General features: G+C 68.7%; 15 protein-coding genes and 1 pseudogene. 4 read left to right on the top strand and 12 right to left on the bottom strand.

What is annotated here, in order from left to right; all coding sequences use genetic code 11:
* Positions 1-119 precede the first annotated feature (119 nt).
* The 4 genes and pseudogenes from E1218_RS29995 to E1218_RS38000 all read right to left on the bottom strand — a co-directional run.
* Positions 120-1,118 (bottom strand): ATP-grasp domain-containing protein, encoded by a 999-nt coding sequence (locus tag E1218_RS29995; RefSeq protein ID WP_132326321.1) that lies wholly within the window; start codon positions 1,116-1,118, stop codon positions 120-122.
* Positions 1,115-2,296: a flavohemoglobin expression-modulating QEGLA motif protein gene (locus tag E1218_RS29990; RefSeq protein ID WP_132326319.1), complete on the bottom strand. Its 1,182-nt coding sequence runs from the start codon at positions 2,294-2,296 to the stop codon at positions 1,115-1,117. Before E1218_RS29990 ends, E1218_RS29995 begins: the two co-directional genes overlap by 4 nt.
* 93 nt (positions 2,297-2,389) lie before the next feature.
* Complete coding sequence (locus E1218_RS37570; RefSeq protein ID WP_233712569.1) at positions 2,390-2,914, bottom strand: hypothetical protein; 525 nt, start codon at positions 2,912-2,914, stop codon at positions 2,390-2,392.
* 139 nt (positions 2,915-3,053) lie between these two features.
* A pseudogene (locus E1218_RS38000) lies at positions 3,054-3,563 on the bottom strand (epoxide hydrolase family protein); the annotation flags it as partial.
* A gap of 101 nt (positions 3,564-3,664) precedes the next feature.
* Between E1218_RS38000 and E1218_RS29980 the strand changes: the two are divergent.
* On the top strand, positions 3,665-4,240 hold the full coding sequence (locus E1218_RS29980) for a CGNR zinc finger domain-containing protein (RefSeq protein ID WP_132326317.1): 576 nt from the start codon (positions 3,665-3,667) through the stop codon (positions 4,238-4,240).
* Between the two features lie 152 nt (positions 4,241-4,392).
* A complete protein-coding gene (locus E1218_RS29975) occupies positions 4,393-5,322 on the top strand; it encodes a phosphotransferase family protein (protein ID WP_132326315.1) in 930 nt (309 codons plus the stop codon).
* Here the strand turns inward: E1218_RS29975 and smpB are convergent.
* The 6 genes from smpB to E1218_RS29945 form a co-directional block, all read right to left on the bottom strand.
* On the bottom strand, positions 5,291-5,770 hold the full coding sequence (smpB, locus tag E1218_RS29970; RefSeq protein WP_132326313.1) for an SsrA-binding protein SmpB: 480 nt from the start codon (positions 5,768-5,770) through the stop codon (positions 5,291-5,293). The two genes, E1218_RS29975 and smpB, sit on opposite strands and share 32 nt — an antisense overlap.
* 25 nt (positions 5,771-5,795) lie before the next feature.
* Positions 5,796-6,197 (bottom strand): VOC family protein, encoded by a 402-nt coding sequence (locus E1218_RS29965; RefSeq protein WP_132326311.1) that lies wholly within the window; start codon positions 6,195-6,197, stop codon positions 5,796-5,798.
* 116 nt (positions 6,198-6,313) lie between these two features.
* Entirely contained in the window at positions 6,314-6,733 is a 420-nt protein-coding gene (locus E1218_RS29960) for a rhodanese-like domain-containing protein (protein ID WP_132326309.1), read from the bottom strand.
* Positions 6,733-7,863, bottom strand: coding sequence for a cysteine desulfurase family protein (locus E1218_RS29955; protein WP_132326307.1), 1,131 nt, complete (start codon positions 7,861-7,863; stop codon positions 6,733-6,735). Before E1218_RS29955 ends, E1218_RS29960 begins: the two co-directional genes overlap by 1 nt.
* Positions 7,860-9,101, bottom strand: a complete 1,242-nt coding sequence (locus E1218_RS29950) for an MFS transporter (RefSeq protein ID WP_132326305.1) — start codon at positions 9,099-9,101, stop codon at positions 7,860-7,862. The genes E1218_RS29955 and E1218_RS29950 overlap by 4 nt, the downstream gene beginning before the upstream one ends.
* Positions 9,101-10,435 carry an MBL fold metallo-hydrolase gene (locus E1218_RS29945; RefSeq protein ID WP_132326303.1) on the bottom strand — a complete coding sequence of 445 codons (1,335 nt, stop codon included), beginning with the start codon at positions 10,433-10,435 and terminating at the stop codon, positions 9,101-9,103. The genes E1218_RS29950 and E1218_RS29945 overlap by 1 nt, the downstream gene beginning before the upstream one ends.
* A gap of 100 nt (positions 10,436-10,535) precedes the next feature.
* Between E1218_RS29945 and E1218_RS29940 the strand changes: the two genes are divergently transcribed.
* Positions 10,536-11,195, top strand: coding sequence for an ArsR/SmtB family transcription factor (locus E1218_RS29940; protein ID WP_132326301.1), 660 nt, complete (start codon positions 10,536-10,538; stop codon positions 11,193-11,195).
* Between the two features lie 553 nt (positions 11,196-11,748).
* Here E1218_RS29940 and E1218_RS36295 read toward each other — a convergent pair.
* A complete protein-coding gene (locus E1218_RS36295) occupies positions 11,749-12,147 on the bottom strand; it encodes a PPOX class F420-dependent oxidoreductase (protein ID WP_165949476.1) in 399 nt (132 codons plus the stop codon).
* A 442-nt stretch (positions 12,148-12,589) separates the two neighbouring features.
* On the opposite strand from E1218_RS36295, the gene E1218_RS29930 reads away from it, so the two are divergent.
* Positions 12,590-12,889 carry a WhiB family transcriptional regulator gene (locus E1218_RS29930; RefSeq protein WP_132326297.1) on the top strand — a complete coding sequence of 100 codons (300 nt, stop codon included), beginning with the start codon at positions 12,590-12,592 and terminating at the stop codon, positions 12,887-12,889.
* 209 nt (positions 12,890-13,098) lie between these two features.
* On the opposite strand, the gene E1218_RS29925 is transcribed toward E1218_RS29930, so the two are convergent.
* A partial coding sequence (locus tag E1218_RS29925) for a right-handed parallel beta-helix repeat-containing protein (protein WP_132326295.1) occupies positions 13,099-15,003 on the bottom strand: 1,905 nt, incomplete at its 5' end.

Below are 15,003 nucleotides of genomic sequence, written 5' to 3'. Positions count from 1 at the left end.
GGCAAGGCACGTTCACGGATCCGTTCGGTCATCTCTGGTTCGTCGGCGACCACAGCCCACTGGATGCCTCGACGTAGACCTCGCCGCCGGGCACGGTCGGTCCGACGACTCCGCGAAGTTCAGCGTTTCGACGTGGCGCGGCGTTCCAGGTTTTCGATGACGGTTGGGCAGATGTCGATGTCGTAGAGCCTTTCGACGCTCTGCATGCCGCCGGGGCTTTCCGCGTTGATCTCCACGACCTTGTCGCCGATCACGTCGATGCCGACGAAGTACATGCCGTCGGCGGCGAGCTTCTTGCTCATCGCTTCGGCGATCGCGCGTTGGGTGTCCTCGATCTCGAGGGCGACGGAGCGTCCGCCGGCGCTGATGTTGGCGCGAGGGTCGTTGCCCCTGGGGATTCGGCGGAAGGCGGCCGGCTGGCCGTCGCGCTCGAGGATCTGTCCGTCGAGCAGGAAGATCCGGGCGTCCCCGTTCTCGCCGCCCTCGACGAACTCCTGAACGATCGCGTAACCGTCCTGGAGCACCGTCTCGGTCATCTGGGCGAGGTTCGCGTCGCCGTCGTCGTCGATCATGAACACCTTCCGCCCCCGGGCTCCGTACAGGGGCTTGACGACGCAGTGGCCGATCTCGCCGGCGAATCGTTCGATCGCCTGCGGGTCACGCGTGACCAGCGATCGGGGCCGGATCGTGTCCGGGAACTCCTCCAGGTAGAGCTTGCTGGTCGCGCGGGGCAGCGACGACGGGTCGTTGACCACGGTCACGCCGCGATCCTTGAGCATCTGGCCGAACACCACCCCGAGCGGACTCGCCCACGGCCGCTCCTGCAGGTCTTCGATGGATTCGTTGCGCAGGAACAAGGCGTCGAGGTCGTCCATGACGATCCGATCGGCGTCGCGCTCCTTGACGCGTTCCATGAAGGTCTCGAGGGTGTCGCCGTTCTCGAACTCCGCGGCGTGGGCCCGGGCCATGAGGTGCCCGTCGCTCTCCCCGAACGCGAGGTCGCAGACCCCGACGTACCACACCTCGTTCCCGGCCCGGGCCGCGGCCCTCGCGAGGCGTGTCGTGGTGTACTCGTCGATCTCGGTGGCGACGTCGTTGACCAAGAAGGCAAGTCTCATGCCGGCACGTCTCCTTCGTACAGGTCCGTGACCGACGCGCCGGCGCGCAGCCGGTCGAGGCGCTCCTGAGCGCCGGGCACGTCGAGCCAGCGGGGCCGAACCCATGGCGGTTGGAGCACCTCGCGGTCGAGGAGGTCCTGGATCAACGGGATGTGGTCCAACGCGAGCTTGCCGACGAACAGGACGTCGAGACTGGTGCCCTCTGCCAGCGCTTCGAGCAGGCGCGTGATCCCGCGCAGGTAGATCGCGTCCTTGACCGACCCGCCGCCGACGACGACCCGGACGGCGATGGACCAGGCGGTCTTTGTCGGTATCCGATGTTCTGCCCGCAGCGATTCGAAGATCTCCAGGAAGTCGGCGCCGTCGAGCATGAGGCCGATGGCAACAACCCTTGCGGCGAGGACGCGCAGACGCCGCGGGTCCAGGCCGCCGGTCAGGTACTCGGCGAGCACGGCGAGGCCCTCCTGGGTCTCGTCGTACCCGGGGAGTCCGATGGTCAGCAGCGTCAGTGGTTGGCGGGCGCCGTTCTGGTAGGTGACGACGTGGGTGCCGATCTCGTGATGCAGCAATGGCTCGACGCGGTCCGCCCTGATCGCCGCGGTCTCGGGGATCAGCAGCCGGCCGAACGACACCATCAGTTCGGAGACGTCGTCGCGCACGCAGACCTGCGCTGGGAAGTCCGGGTGCGTGGCGCGGTAGCGGTCGAACTCCGCGCGCGCCGCTTCCGCGAACGCGCCGGCTGTGACGCTTCGGCCGCTGGGGGGTTGGGGCGGGATGGCCTCGAGCAACTCCTTCGCGACGGCCGCGAGAGGCCGGCCGATCGCGCCGTACAGTTGCAGCGAACCGTAGACGAACCGTGAGGAGTCGCGATCTTCGAGAGCTGTGAGCTGTCGTGAGATCTCGTCGCGCTTGACCCGGAAGAGAGTGTGCAGGGCAGGGTCGGTGACATTCTCGACTTCGAGGCTGTAGAGATCTCGTCGTACCAGGTCCGGTTCGAAGGTCAGCGGTCTGAGGTGAAGCGTGGGCGCCGTGGCGAAGTCGCAGCGCTCGAAGTCTGCCCAGGCCTCCGCCGCGTTGGTCGGCGTGAGGTTGAGCAGCAGGTCCACGCCGCGTTCGATCTCGGTCAGGCGGGCGTCGATCTCGAGAGCAGGCGCAAGTTGCTGGGTGGCAGTGCTCATTCAATCGACGTACCCACATCCCGACTGCTGATTCGGGACGGCTGGGCAAGCGCATACCCAGCGGGCTGTCACCTGCCGACACCCGGTCGCGTTTCAGCGGTTGGCGGCCAGCACTGCCGCGAGGCCCTCCTGGAGGTCTTGGACGAAGTGGTCGGGGACCTCCAGCGAAGGGAAATGGCCGCCGCGTTCGGGTGACCTCCAGCGGACGATCTGCCGGTACCGCTCCTGTGCCCACGGGCGCGGGCACTTCTCGATGTCGCGGGGATACATGGTGATCGCCGACGGGACGTCGACCCGGAGCCCGGGATCGAGCGAGTTGTGGCTCTCGTAGTAGATGCGGGCCGCCGATGCTCCGGTCCGCGTCAGCCAGTACAGCGTGACGTCGTCGAGAATGCGGTCTCTGGAGATCGTCTCGAACGGGCTGTCCTCGGTGTCCGTCCAGTCGGCGAACTTGTCGAGGATCCAGGCGAGCAGTCCGACCGGTGAGTCGACGAGCGAGTAGCCGATGGTCTGCGGTCGGGTCGCCTGCTGCTTCGCGTACGCCGCGCGGTTGTGCCAGAAATCGCGGGTCTCCTCGGTCCACCGGCGCTCGACCGCCGTCAGACCGTCCGTGGTCAACCCGGGCGGTCCCTCCGCGAACGTCGAGTGGATGCCGAGAACATGCTCCGGAAACCTGCCGGCGAGAACCGTGGTGATGTTTGCCGCCCCAGTCGCCGCCGTGGGCTGCGAACTTGCTGTACCCGAGCCTCCCCATCAGTTCCACCCAGGCGGCGGCGATCTTCTCGGTTCCCCAGCCGGTGGTGGCGGGCTTGTCGCTGTAACCGAAGCCTGGAAGTGACGGAACGACGACGTGGAACGCCGGGGCGTCCGCATCCTTCGGATCGGCCAGTTCGTCCACGACATCGACGAACTCGGCAACGCTTCCTGGCCACCCGTGCGTCAGGATCACCGCAGTGGCAGCCGCGCGCGCGGAGCGGCGGTGCAGGAAATGAATGCCCAGGTCGTCGATGGTCGTACGGAACTGGCCGATGCGGTTCAGGCGCTCCTCGAACGGTCGCCAGTCGTATCCGGTGCGCCAGTAGTTCACGACATCGACGAGGTCGGCGAGAGGAACGCCCTGTTCCCATCGCCGAGGGCCGGGTGCGGCGCCGGAGACCGTCTCGGGCTCGGGTAGGCGCGCCGCCGCCAGTCGGGCGCGCAGCTCGTCGAGGTCGGCGTCAGTTGCGCGGGCTTCGAATGCCTGCACATCGCTGGTCGGACGGGACATGAGTCCTCCTGCCATCGCGGAACCGGCTGCAGCCTCACGCGAACCGGCTAAGACGGTTCTATCACGGTAGCCGGGAGATGTGAACCTGCTAAGGTGGTTCCATGCCTGCGGAGTTCCCCGACTTTCGCCTCGGTCGCGTGCTGGCGACCAGCTTCACGGCGACTCTGTCGGAGCGTCACGGTGACGCTGTGGAGCGCATTCCCACGCCGCGCCGACTGGTCGACTGGCTGGCAGTGAGCGGGCTCGCGGTGGACTCCTGCACCAGCGCCCAGCTCGAGCTCGCCCGGGAACTGCGGGAGTCGATCCACGCCGCCGCGACAGCGGCCGCGGTCCACGATGATCTTCCTGCATCTGCAGTCCAGGTCATCAATGACTGCAGCGCCAACGGTCGGGCCGCGGCCGTCCTGACGCCCGAGGGGGAGCGGCGATGGCGGCTCAGTTCGCCGTCCCGCGTGGAGGATGCCCTCGGCGTGATCGCTGCCGACGCGATCGGCATCATCTCGGGTGAGCGAGACGGAAAGCTGGCGCTGTGCGCATCGCCGACCTGCCGGGCCGCCTTCTTCGACACCAGTCAGAGCCGCACCCGCAAATGGTGTGACATGAACACCTGCGGGAACCGCCAGAAGAAGGCGCGCTTCAACGCCAACCGCCGCAAGAACGCCGCATCAGCGGTGTGAGGAACCGTTCGGCGCGGACGCCGCAGAGTGGTGACTCGTCAGGCTGGAGTGGCGCGACCCATTTCGCCGGCAGTCTTCTGTTCAGGCCTCAGGACGTTCGTCGGCTCGAAATGTTGGTGCGTGCCCGGGGAGCGCTGGTTGAGACTTGGGGGATGGCGACGCCGGTGGCGACGATCGATTCTGTGGTGCGGGCGGTCTGTGGGCGCGGCGTCGAGCGTCTCGTTCCGCTGGCCGGTGGCGGGATGAACGAGACGTACCGCGCCGAGCTCGGTCGCGATGTCGCGGTCGTCGTCCGGATCGCGCGGCAGCCTACGCCGTGGTTCGTCGACGAGGCGCGGCTCATGACGAAGGTGCGGGAGGTCGGCGTGCCGACCGCGGAGGTGCTGGGCCTCGAGCACCAGGTGCACAACGAGGAGCTGTTGTCCTTTTCGGTCCAGGAATTTCTGCCGGGCATCTCCCTCGCCGAGTGCGTCGGTGCGGTACCTGCCGCTGAACTCGAACGGTTGGTCATCGATGCCGGTGAGGCGCTGGCGCGGGTGCACAGTGTGGCTCCCGGAGATGACCAGTACCTCCGGCATCAGCTGCGGTCGCCCGATGAGCGCGAGGTCGCGCGAGTCGAACGCATCGTGGCGGAGGCGCTCGGCCCAGAAGCAGCTGTGACCGTGGAGCGCGGCGCTGACTTTCTGCGCCGCGAGCTGACGACCCGTACGGCGCCTCTGCCGTCGCTCGTCCATGGCGATTTCTGCCCGAAGAACATCCTGATCCACGAAGGGGCGGTCGTGGGCCTGATCGACTGGGAGTTCGCCGGCCTCTCGGCCCCGGCGTACGACTTCGCCCAGTGGGAGGTGGATGCCGGCGACCCCGTGCACGACCGGTCGGACCTGGTCCGTCGCGGGTACGCGCGGGTCGCCGATCCGGAGTCGGCCGATGCCGGATGGACGCCGGGCTTCGCCGTCGGCTGGGCACTCGAGAAGCTGGGCTGGAAGAACCCGGCTACGCCTGCGCAGTTCCGACGCTGCGTCGACGTGATTGCCCGCCACAGTGACGTGCTCAGGCAGGGTGGCCCTTCAGGTGGCGGCTGAGCGCGCGCTCGGCCTCGCGGGTGGCCTCCCGCTCGGCGAGAGCGTGGCGCTTGTCCCAGGTCTTCTTGCCGCGGGCCAGGGCGATCTCGACCTTCACGCGGCCGTCCTTGAAGTAGAGCGTCACCGGGACGATCGTCCGTCCGCTCTCGTTGACCTTGCGTTCGATCTTGTCGATCTGGGCGCGGTGCAGGAGCAGTTTCCGTTTGCGGCGTGAACCGTCGTTGAACCAGCGGGCCTGGGAGTACTGCGGGATGTGAACGCCGTGCAGCCAGATCTCCCGGTCCTCGACGATCGCGAAGCCGCCGATCAGCGACGCCCGCCCGGCACGGAGCGCCTTCACCTCCGGACCCTGCAGCACGATCCCCGCCTCCCAGGACTCGCCCAGCTGGTAGTCGTGGGCAGCCCTCCGGTTGCGGGCGATCACGGGGTCGGTCTCGGGCTTCTTCACACGGTGATTCTCCCCGGCCGGGCGTTCACGAGTCCCTGGGGAGGCCGGCGAACAGGTCGACGCCGTTGCCGGACGGGTCGGTGACGGTGGCGTAGCGCATTCCCCAGGGAGCGTCGAACGGTTCCTGCATGCCGGTGACGCCGTTGGCGACGAGGTCGGCGTACTTGGCGTCCACCGCGGCGGGTGACTCCAGTTCGAATGTCAGGAAGGTGCGTCCGGTCGCGGGTGGGGTCCAGCCGGCGGTCATCTTGCCGCGGAGGTCGTCGCTGTCGAGCATCAGGTGCAGTCCGTTGGGCAGGTCGCAGCCCGCGTGGTCGTCCGGCCAGTGCTCGTCCCGGACGAACTCGAGGCCGAGTCGCCGGTAGAACTCGATGGCGGCGGTCAGGTCGGTCACTGCGATGTCGATCGCGTTCACGGTCGCTGGCATGGTCGTTTCCCTTCTCGGTGAGGTCTCTTCACTGAGAAGACGATCGGCGGCAGGCGCTGCACGACACCCGCCGCGGATCCGGGACTGGTCGCGCTGCCGGTCCGCTGGTGTGGCGGTCAGCTCGCGGGCTCAGGGGTGCGTGGCGGCGTTGGAGTGGCGGGGTGGTCGACCGGTAGACCGGCTGTCTGCCAGGCTCGGAAGCCGCCGATGACGTCCGTACTGCGGTGCAGGCCGAGTTGCTTCAGCGAGTGAGCGGCCAGGCTGGAGGAGTACCCGCCTTCGCACAAAACGATCCACCGGACGTCGAAGGACACCGCCTCCGGGATCCGTGCCGCGCTTCCGGGGTCGAGCCGCCATTCGAGATGGTTCCGCTCGATGACGATCGCCCCCGGAATCTCGCCGCCCGCGCGTCGCTGGTACTCCGGCCGCGTGTCCACGATCAGCGCCTCGCCTCGGCGTACGACGTCGAAGGCTTCCGCCGGCGTGAGTCGCTGCAGCTCGGCCCGGATGTTCAGGAGCCACTCGTCGATCGCCATCAGTCGCCACCGGTCAGGGTTGCCGCGGCCAACTGTTGCACGGCGGTGTCCACGTCCTCAACGGTCGTCCAGCGACCGAGCGACAGCCGGATCGCGGCCAGAGCGCGGTCGCGGTCGACGCCCATTGCCGTGAGGACGGGGGACGGGGCCGGATCACCGCTGTGGCAGGCCGAGCCGGTGGACGCCGCGAGCTCCGGCGCGTTGCGGAGTACGTCAGAAGCGATCGTGCCCTCGATGCTGAGGTTCAGGGTGTTCGGCAGTCGGCGCCCGGACGGTCCGTTGAGCACGACCCGGCCGGGCAAAGCCTCGGACAGGCGGTCCTGAAGGGCATCGCGGAGTTTCTGGATCCGGTACGGATCGCCGACGTGCCCGGATGCCAACCGGGCGGCGGCGCCGAGTCCGACCGCCAGCGCGACGCTCTCGGTGCCGGCCCGAACGCCGTACTCCTGTCCGCCGCCGTACACGAGCGGTTCGAGGGGTACGCCGGACCGCACCCACAGCGCGCCGACTCCCTTGGGGGCGTACATCTTGTGACCGACGACCGTCACCAGATCGATGCCCTGGGCATCGACGTCGAACGGCAGCTTGCCGATGTGCTGGGCGGCGTCGCAGTGGAACAGTACGTCGTAGTCACGGGCGATCCGGGCCAGATCGGCGACCGGCTGCAGTGCGCCGGTCTCGTTGTTCGCCGCCATGATCGACACCAGCACGGTCTGCGGGGTCATCGCCGCGTCCAGGTCGCCGGGGTCGACCAGGCCGGAACCGTCGACGGGCAGGTAGGTGACGTCCACGCCGTGCCAGCGCTCGAGCGCACGGCATGCCTGCAGTACGGCGGGGTGTTCGGTGACCTGGGTGATCACGTGGGGACTCTCCGACGTCGCCGCCAGGACGACACCGCGGATGGCCAGGTTGTCGGCCTCCGACCCCGAGCCGGTGAACACGATCCGCCCGTCACCCGCCCCGATCAGCCCGGCGATCTCCCGTCGCGCGGTAGCGAGCGCGGCTCGCGGCTCGACGCCGTACTGATGTTCGCTCGACGGGTTGCCGAAGGCGTGGCTCAGGTACGGGAGCATGGCGGCCGTGACGGCCGGATCGATCGGCGTGGTCGCATTGTGGTCGAGATAGATCATCGCGCCTCCCCCTGAACCTCAACGGTACGACGGGGATGCGTCTCGTACATGCGGACCGCGACGACCAGGCCCGACACCGCGGTCACGACCGCGACGACCCAGACCGCGGCACGCAGGCCCCAGACGTCGGCGACCACGCCGGCGAGCACCGCGCCGACCGCGAAGCCGCCGTCGCGCCACAACCGGTAGACGCCGACCGCCCGGGCGCGCCAGGCCGGATGGGCCACATCGCCGATGCTGGCGAGCAGCGTCGGGTAGACCATCGCGGTGCCGACGCCCAGCAGGATCGCGGCCACCACCCACGCCGGAAAGGTTTCGACCGCAGCAACCATGGCCAGCGCGACCGCCTGCACGAGCATGCCCGTCGTGATCAGCCGCTTGCGTCCCCAGCGGTCCGACAGCGGTCCGGTGACGAATTGCCCCAGGCCCCAAACGGCCGGATAGAGCGCGGCCAGGATTCCGATGCGCGACACCGACAGCCCGGCGGTGGCGAACAGGAGCGGGAACAGGCCCCAGGCCAGTCCGTCGTTGAGATTGTTGACCATCCCGGCCTGGCTGGCCGACGACAGCGCGGGTTCGCGCAGGCTGGTCCGGGCGAAGACCTCCCGGTTCGTGAGCTCACCGGTCGACTGGTGGCCGGCGGCCTCCAGTTTCGCGTGGTCCCGGGTCTCCCGTACGGCGAACACGGTGAGCCCCAGGCCGAGCGCGGCGTACGACAGGCCGAGCAGGAACGGCGCGGGACGCAGACCGTGGTGGGCGGCGAGGTACCCGGTGGCGAGCGCGGTGACGGCGACAGCCAGATACCCGGCGGCCTCGTTGAGGCCCATCGCCAGTCCGCGCCGATGTGGTCCGGCGAGGTCGATCTTCATGATCACCGTGGTCGACCAGGTGAGGCCCTGGTTGACGCCGAGCAACACGTTGGCAGCGATCACCCACGCCCAGGACGGGGCCCAGATCAGCAGCAGCGGCACGGGAAGCGCGATCAGCCAGCCCGCGAGCAGTACGGGCTTGCGGCCGAAGCGATCGGACCACGTGCCGGCGAAGTAGTTGGTCGCCGCCTTCGTGACGCCGAACGCGAGTACGTAGGTCAGCAGGAACGTGTACCCGGTCAGGTGAAAGGTCTCGTCGGCCAGCAAGGGCAGAACCGTGCGTTCCTGCCCGAGCATGCCGCCCACGAGTGCGTTCACCCCTACCAGCAGGCTGAACTGGGCAAGGTTCGCCCGGATCCCCAGACGCATCAGCCGGCCTCGAGGGCGCGAGCGGTAGCCGCGGACCAGTCCGCCGCACCGCCGCTCAGTACGGCGAGGTCGCGACGCCCGGCGCGCTGCAACAGGCTTGCCGCGGTCATCGCACGTTCTCCGTGGCCACACATCACGACCAGCGGCCCACGCGGTATCTCGGCCAGTCGATCGGGAAGCGAACCCAGCTCGATGTGCTGCGCATCCGGCAGGTGGCCGCCTTCGAACTCCGACTCCTGCCGGACATCGAGCACCGCGCCTGCGACCTCGCCCGGCCGGATCATGGGCAGGCCCTCGACCGGCTGTCCGGCCGCGGCCCAGGCTTCCGTGCCGCCGGTGAGCTCGCCGGTGAAGCGGTAGTCGATCTTCGCGGCCTGCCAGGCGATCTCGTCCGGGTCCTGATCGGGGTCGCGGATGACGACCAACGGCCTGTCGTTCGGGGCGAGCCAGCCGAGCCAGGAAGCGAACGCCGCCCGCAACGGAATCGACAGCGCCCCCGGCACGTGGTGGGCGGCGAAGTGGGCGGCCGGCCGCACGTCGATGAGCTCGGCCTCCATCGACCGGAGCGCCTCGACGTCGAGTGGCGGCAGCGACGGAGCCCGGTCCCGCAACGCCGGTCCACGCCGATTGACTTCGGCCAGTCGGTGGAAGTACGCCGGGAAGCTGCCGAGCGATCCGAGCAGCTCCTTCACGAACGCGTCCTCGCTCTCGACCTGGAGCAGGGGATTCGCCGCCTTCTCCCGGCCGATCGTGCTGACCCGGTCAACGCCCGGCGGTCCCGAGCAGAACGACCCGGCGCCATGCGTTGGCCAGACCGCGACCGCGTCGGGCAGCTCGATCAGCCGTTGCAGAGACGCGTACTGCGCACGCGCCAGCGCCTCGGTCTGGTCGGGTGACACCAGATCGGTCCGGGCCGCGGAGTCAACGATCAACGAGCCGCCGGTGAACACCCCGAGCGGACGGTCGTCGTCGAGCAGCAGGAATGACAGGTGCTCGTGCGTATGGCCCGGCGTACCGAGTGCGCGGAGCCGTAGTCCACCAAGGTCGACCTCGTCGCCGTCGTGAAGACCGCGGTGCTCGAACTCCCGCTGACCGTCAGCGGAGGCAAGCACCTGAGCACCATGGCCGGCCGAGAGCTGCCGGGCACCGGAAACGAAGTCGGCGTGCAGGTGCGTGTCGGCGGCGAAGGCCACTGTCAGCCCACGCCGCCCGGCCGCCGCCGACGTGGCGCGGAGGTCGACACTGACGTCCACCACGAGCGCCCGGCCGTCGCCCAGATCGACGAGGTACGCCGAGTTGCCCAGGCCTTCGTCCACGACCGGTACTACGGTCACGCGAGCCCCTCCCCACGGTTCAAGGAACTCCTTGCATAACACGCCGGGTCCTGCGCTATTGTCAAGAGAAGTTTTGAATAGCCAGGTCAGGAGCTGGTCGATGGGTGAGCACGCGGCGAAGGCGGCCTTGTTCGACGCGCTCACCGAGGCGGCGAAAGCATTCGCGAACGGGCGCCGGGCCGAGCTGGTCGACGTGCTCGCGCAGGGCGAGCGATCGGTCGAGGAACTCGCCGGCGAGATCGACCAGTCCGTGGCGAACACGTCCCACCACCTGCAGCGGCTGCTGCGCGCCGGCCTCGTCCGGACCCGACGTTCCGGGACGCATGTGTACTACACCCTCGCCAGCTCGTCCGTGGCGAACCTGTGGCACGCCCTGCGCGCCGCCGCCGAAGAACATGCCACCGGTCTGGAGCGACTCGCCCGGGACTACCTCGGCGACCGCGGCTCACTCGAAACCATCACCCGCGACGAGTTGGCGATGCGCCTGCGGGCGGGCGACGTCGTCGTACTGGATGTCCGGCCGGCCGCGGAGTACGACGCGGGCCACCTGCCCGGCGCGATCTCGCTGCCTGTCGCGCAACTGCGGGACCGGCTCGACGACGTACGCAGCGGGGCCGAGATCGTTGCCTACTGCCGCGGACCGTACTGCGTGTACGCCGACGACGCGGTCCGGCTGCTGACCGAGAACGGACGCACGGCGTACCGCCTCGAGGACGGCTTCCCCGAGTGGTCGATGGCCGGCCTCCCCGTCGAACACTGATCCGTTGCGGGATCGGCGTCGTCCCACCACGACCTGATGTCTTGCCGTAGTGCCGGCTCGGGTTTCTGCAGCGTGGGTTCACTGTGTTGAAGGATCTGTCTCGTTCGGTTGTGCGAGTTCGACGCCGGGCCGCGGCCGCGCCGGATCGGTGTGCGCGGTGCGGAGTCTCCGCGGGGACCGCCCGGTTGCGATCGGGGCGTTGCCGATTGCCTGGTGACTGGTGCTGACCGGCTCCGGGTGGTTGTCACGCGCCCACGCAGCCGCCTGTGTTCCGGAGCGAGCCGTCGTAGACCAGAACTCGGTGCAGCTCTACCTGCGGACCAAGGATGGCCGGCCCCTGGAGCCGCTCGCTCTACCGACGGTGCGCTGGAGCCAGTCCAGCGAGACCATCGGCCCGGTCGCGGTCCCGCTCACCAAGGTCGGCCCAGGCCAGTACGAAGGCCGGGTCGGCATCCCGCCCCCGGCGACTGGACAGTCCAGATCGCACCCCGCACTAGCAAGTACGAGTTACCGACATCCGACCTCACGGTTCGTGTCGGATGACCGCTGGTGGTCAGGGGTGGCCGAGTTGGCTGGTGGTGCGTTCGACGAGGATGCTGGTCGCGTAGCGCGGAGTGCCTGGTGGTTCCACGTCGGTCCACGCGCCGGTGTACTTCCGCGCGATCGTCTGTTCCAGCGCGAAGTCCGGATCCGGGGTGAGATCGTCGATCCGGCCGCGGAGCTCGAGGTAGTACGTCGGTTGGGCCGGATCCACGATCGCGAGCGTGATGCGCGGATCGCGGCGGAGGTTCCGGAGTTTCTGCCGGTTCTCCACCAGGCTGATGCGGACCCGGACGCCGTCCCAGTAGAACCACAACGGGGTCACGTGAGGCTCTCCACGCTTGCCGAGGGTGCCGACGAACGCGATGGCCTTCGAGGACAGCAGGTCGTGAAACCTGGCCGGGATTTCCACACTTGCCTCCTGCACGGGCGTACGTCGCGCTCCGGTCCGAGTCCGATTCACTGAGGCTATCCGGTTCGGTGGCTCACCTCGGCACGGTGATCGCGGGCTGGATGCGTACGTGCCGGCAGCGCACCGACTTGGATGGCGGATCACGGCGCACGCGAGCAGTGTCGAAGCACATGATCCTGACGGCGGTGGCTCGGGCGCAGGCGGCGCATCCCGATCTCGCGGCGAGTCCCGCTGGATGGCTCGCCGGCGTGATCTGGTGGAGGGCGGCGTCCGCACCATCGGCAGTATGGAGATGGCCTGGTTGGTGCTTGTGCTGGGCAACCAGATGTCACAAATGGGGGCGTCAGTGCTGTCTTGGCTTCAGGACAGGATTGTCGACCGAGGAGAGCAGCATGAGAGGCCGCGGCCGAGGCACGAGAGTGCGTGCAGGGGACGCGCTGTCGTGAGTTGGCAACTGAGAGGTGCGTGTGCGGGCGAGGATCCCGAGCTGTTCTTTCCGATCGGGACGGCGGGGCCGGGGTTGCTGCAGATCGAAGAGGCGAAGAGGGTCTGCCGGCGGTGCGAGGTCATCGAGGACTGTTTGGACTGGGCGCTGTACACCGGTCAGGACGCCGGAGTCTGGGGTGGGCTGTCCGAGGTGGAACGGCGTGCGCTGAAGCAGCGCGATCACTCCCGCCTATGCCGCCCGGTAGGCTCGGCCGCCCTCCGGTTCGAGGGAGACGACCTGGAGTGGAGGCCGTAAGCATTCCTCCAGGCCCCCCGAGCCGAGGCCTCGTCTGAGCGCCGGGACCGAAGCGCCTCCGGCCCGAGGCGGCAGCCCGGTTCGAGCGACTGTCCGTAGCTCCGTGCGAGCCGACGGGGGCCGGGGGCCCGGTGTGGGCCCCCGGCTGGGGTAGTGCCGGGTGCCGGCTAGGCCCCCGGCTGGGGGTAGTGCCGGGTGCCGGCCGGCGGTCAGGGCCGGGCGCCGGCTCCGGTCATCACCTCCTGGGCTTCGGGTGGGAAGACCCCGTCGGTGATCTGGACGTTGTCGACGAGCCGGTTGTTGTAGCCCGGACCTTCCGGGTTCCGGGCCGGGCCGACGTCCCACCAGTTCTTGGTGATCAGGTTGTCCTTGGTGTTGAACGTGTCCGGGTTGCCGTCGTCGGAGTTGACGTAGACCCAGCGGCTGCTGCCGAGGAACACGTTCTCGCGCATCACGACGTACCGGGTGCCCTGGTCGATCAACGCGCCGAACGTGACCCGGCTGTCGTAGACGTAGTTGCGTTCGATCACGGTGCCGGGACTGGCGGACAGGGTGTAGATGCTGCCGCCGTCGTGCATCGCCTGCTTGGTGTCGTGGATCAGGTTGTAGGCCACGTAGTTCTCGCGGAACGTGGTCGGCGTGCGGTAGATCGGCTGGTGGTTGTAGAGCCCGGCCTCGAGGTAGTACAGGTTGCCGCCGGGGTCGTTGATCCCCCAGCCCCAGCCGATGTCGATGCCGTCGTACGGCAGGTCGGTGAGGGTGTTGTGGGTGATCGTTGCCCGGGTCACGTACGTCGACAGGATGCCGGCGTTGTCGCGGTACTCCTGGCCGACCGTCGAGATGGTGTTGTCGGTGATCGTCACGTCGTGGTTGACCATCCGCCGGTCGCGCGGGTGATGCGCGTCCGGCTGGACGCCGCCGACGACGATGCCCGAACCGGCCGAGTTGGTGAAGGTGTTGCGGCGTACGGCGATGTGGGCCGCACCGTAGCCGACGCCGGACGCATACGCGTTCGGGTCCATGCCGAGGCCGAGCGCGACGGACCCGAGTTGCTCGAACCGGTTGCCGTCGAAGCTCACCCGCTCGGCGGCCGACACCTGGACCGCGGCGGGGATCTGGTGCCACTCGTTCCGGCTCTTCTCGAACTCCGGACAGCCGTCCTGGCAGCTGGTCAGGAAGTCGGCGGGTTTGGCGTACTCGCCGACGATGTGCGCGCCGCTCTGCTGGTCGACGTACCCGTTCGGGCCGCTGGGGAAGTTCCAGGTGGTGTGCGCGAAGGTCAAGTTTCTGAAGGCAAGGTTCTTGACGGGCTCGCGGTAGCTGCCGCCGACCTGGACGAGCGACTCCAGGCGGGGCAGGCGTACGTCGGCCGCCGTCATCGACCGTCCGTCGGCCGGCTGGTAGAAGACCTTGCCGTTGGCGGAGTCGAGGTACCACTGGTTCGGGCCAGAGATCAGCTCGTAGGCGTTGTTGAGGTAGACCGCGCCCCGGTTGTACGGCGACTTGAGGGTGTCGTACCCGAAGTTGTTGTTGTCCCAGGCCGGCTGCTCCATCACCAGGGTGTTGCCGTCGACCGTCCGGACCGGGGAGTAGCGGTCGGTGAACGACCCCATCTCCTCGATCTCGAGTTCACTGGGGTTCGAGAGCCCGGCGATCCGTTCGGCGAGGGCCGCGTCGTTCACGGTGAGGCCGCGCCGGCTGAAGGCGAGGTGGCCTCGGGTCTTCTTGGACTCGGCGATCAACAGCTGAGTGCGTTGGGCGAGCTTGCCGTCGACGTAGAGCTGCCGTGACCTGATGCCGGTCGGCACGTCGGCGACCCAGATGTTCTTGGCGGGGTCGTGAAGCGTCCAGCCGGTGACCTGCGAGCCGCCGGAGAGAACGGCGCGCTGGCCGGGAACGCTCTGCCAGGTGACGGTGTGACCGTTGCGGCCGCCGTCCCGCGCGTCGAAGCGCAGCGGTTCGCGGAGCTCGTGGGTTCCGCCGGTCAGGAGGACACGGAGGTCGGACTGCGAGTTCTTCGCCCGGACGAGAGCCTGCGCCGCGTCCAGGGTGCGGACGACGCGGTCGGCCTGCAGATTCTTGGGCTTCTTCCCGTCGGGGGCGACCAGGATCAC

Origin of the sequence: Kribbella turkmenica, assembly GCF_004348725.1 — a bacterium.
Classification (GTDB): domain Bacteria; phylum Actinomycetota; class Actinomycetes; order Propionibacteriales; family Kribbellaceae; genus Kribbella; species Kribbella turkmenica.
Note: the sequence above shows the minus strand (reverse complement) of the source record. Positions and strands in the feature narration are given on the sequence as shown.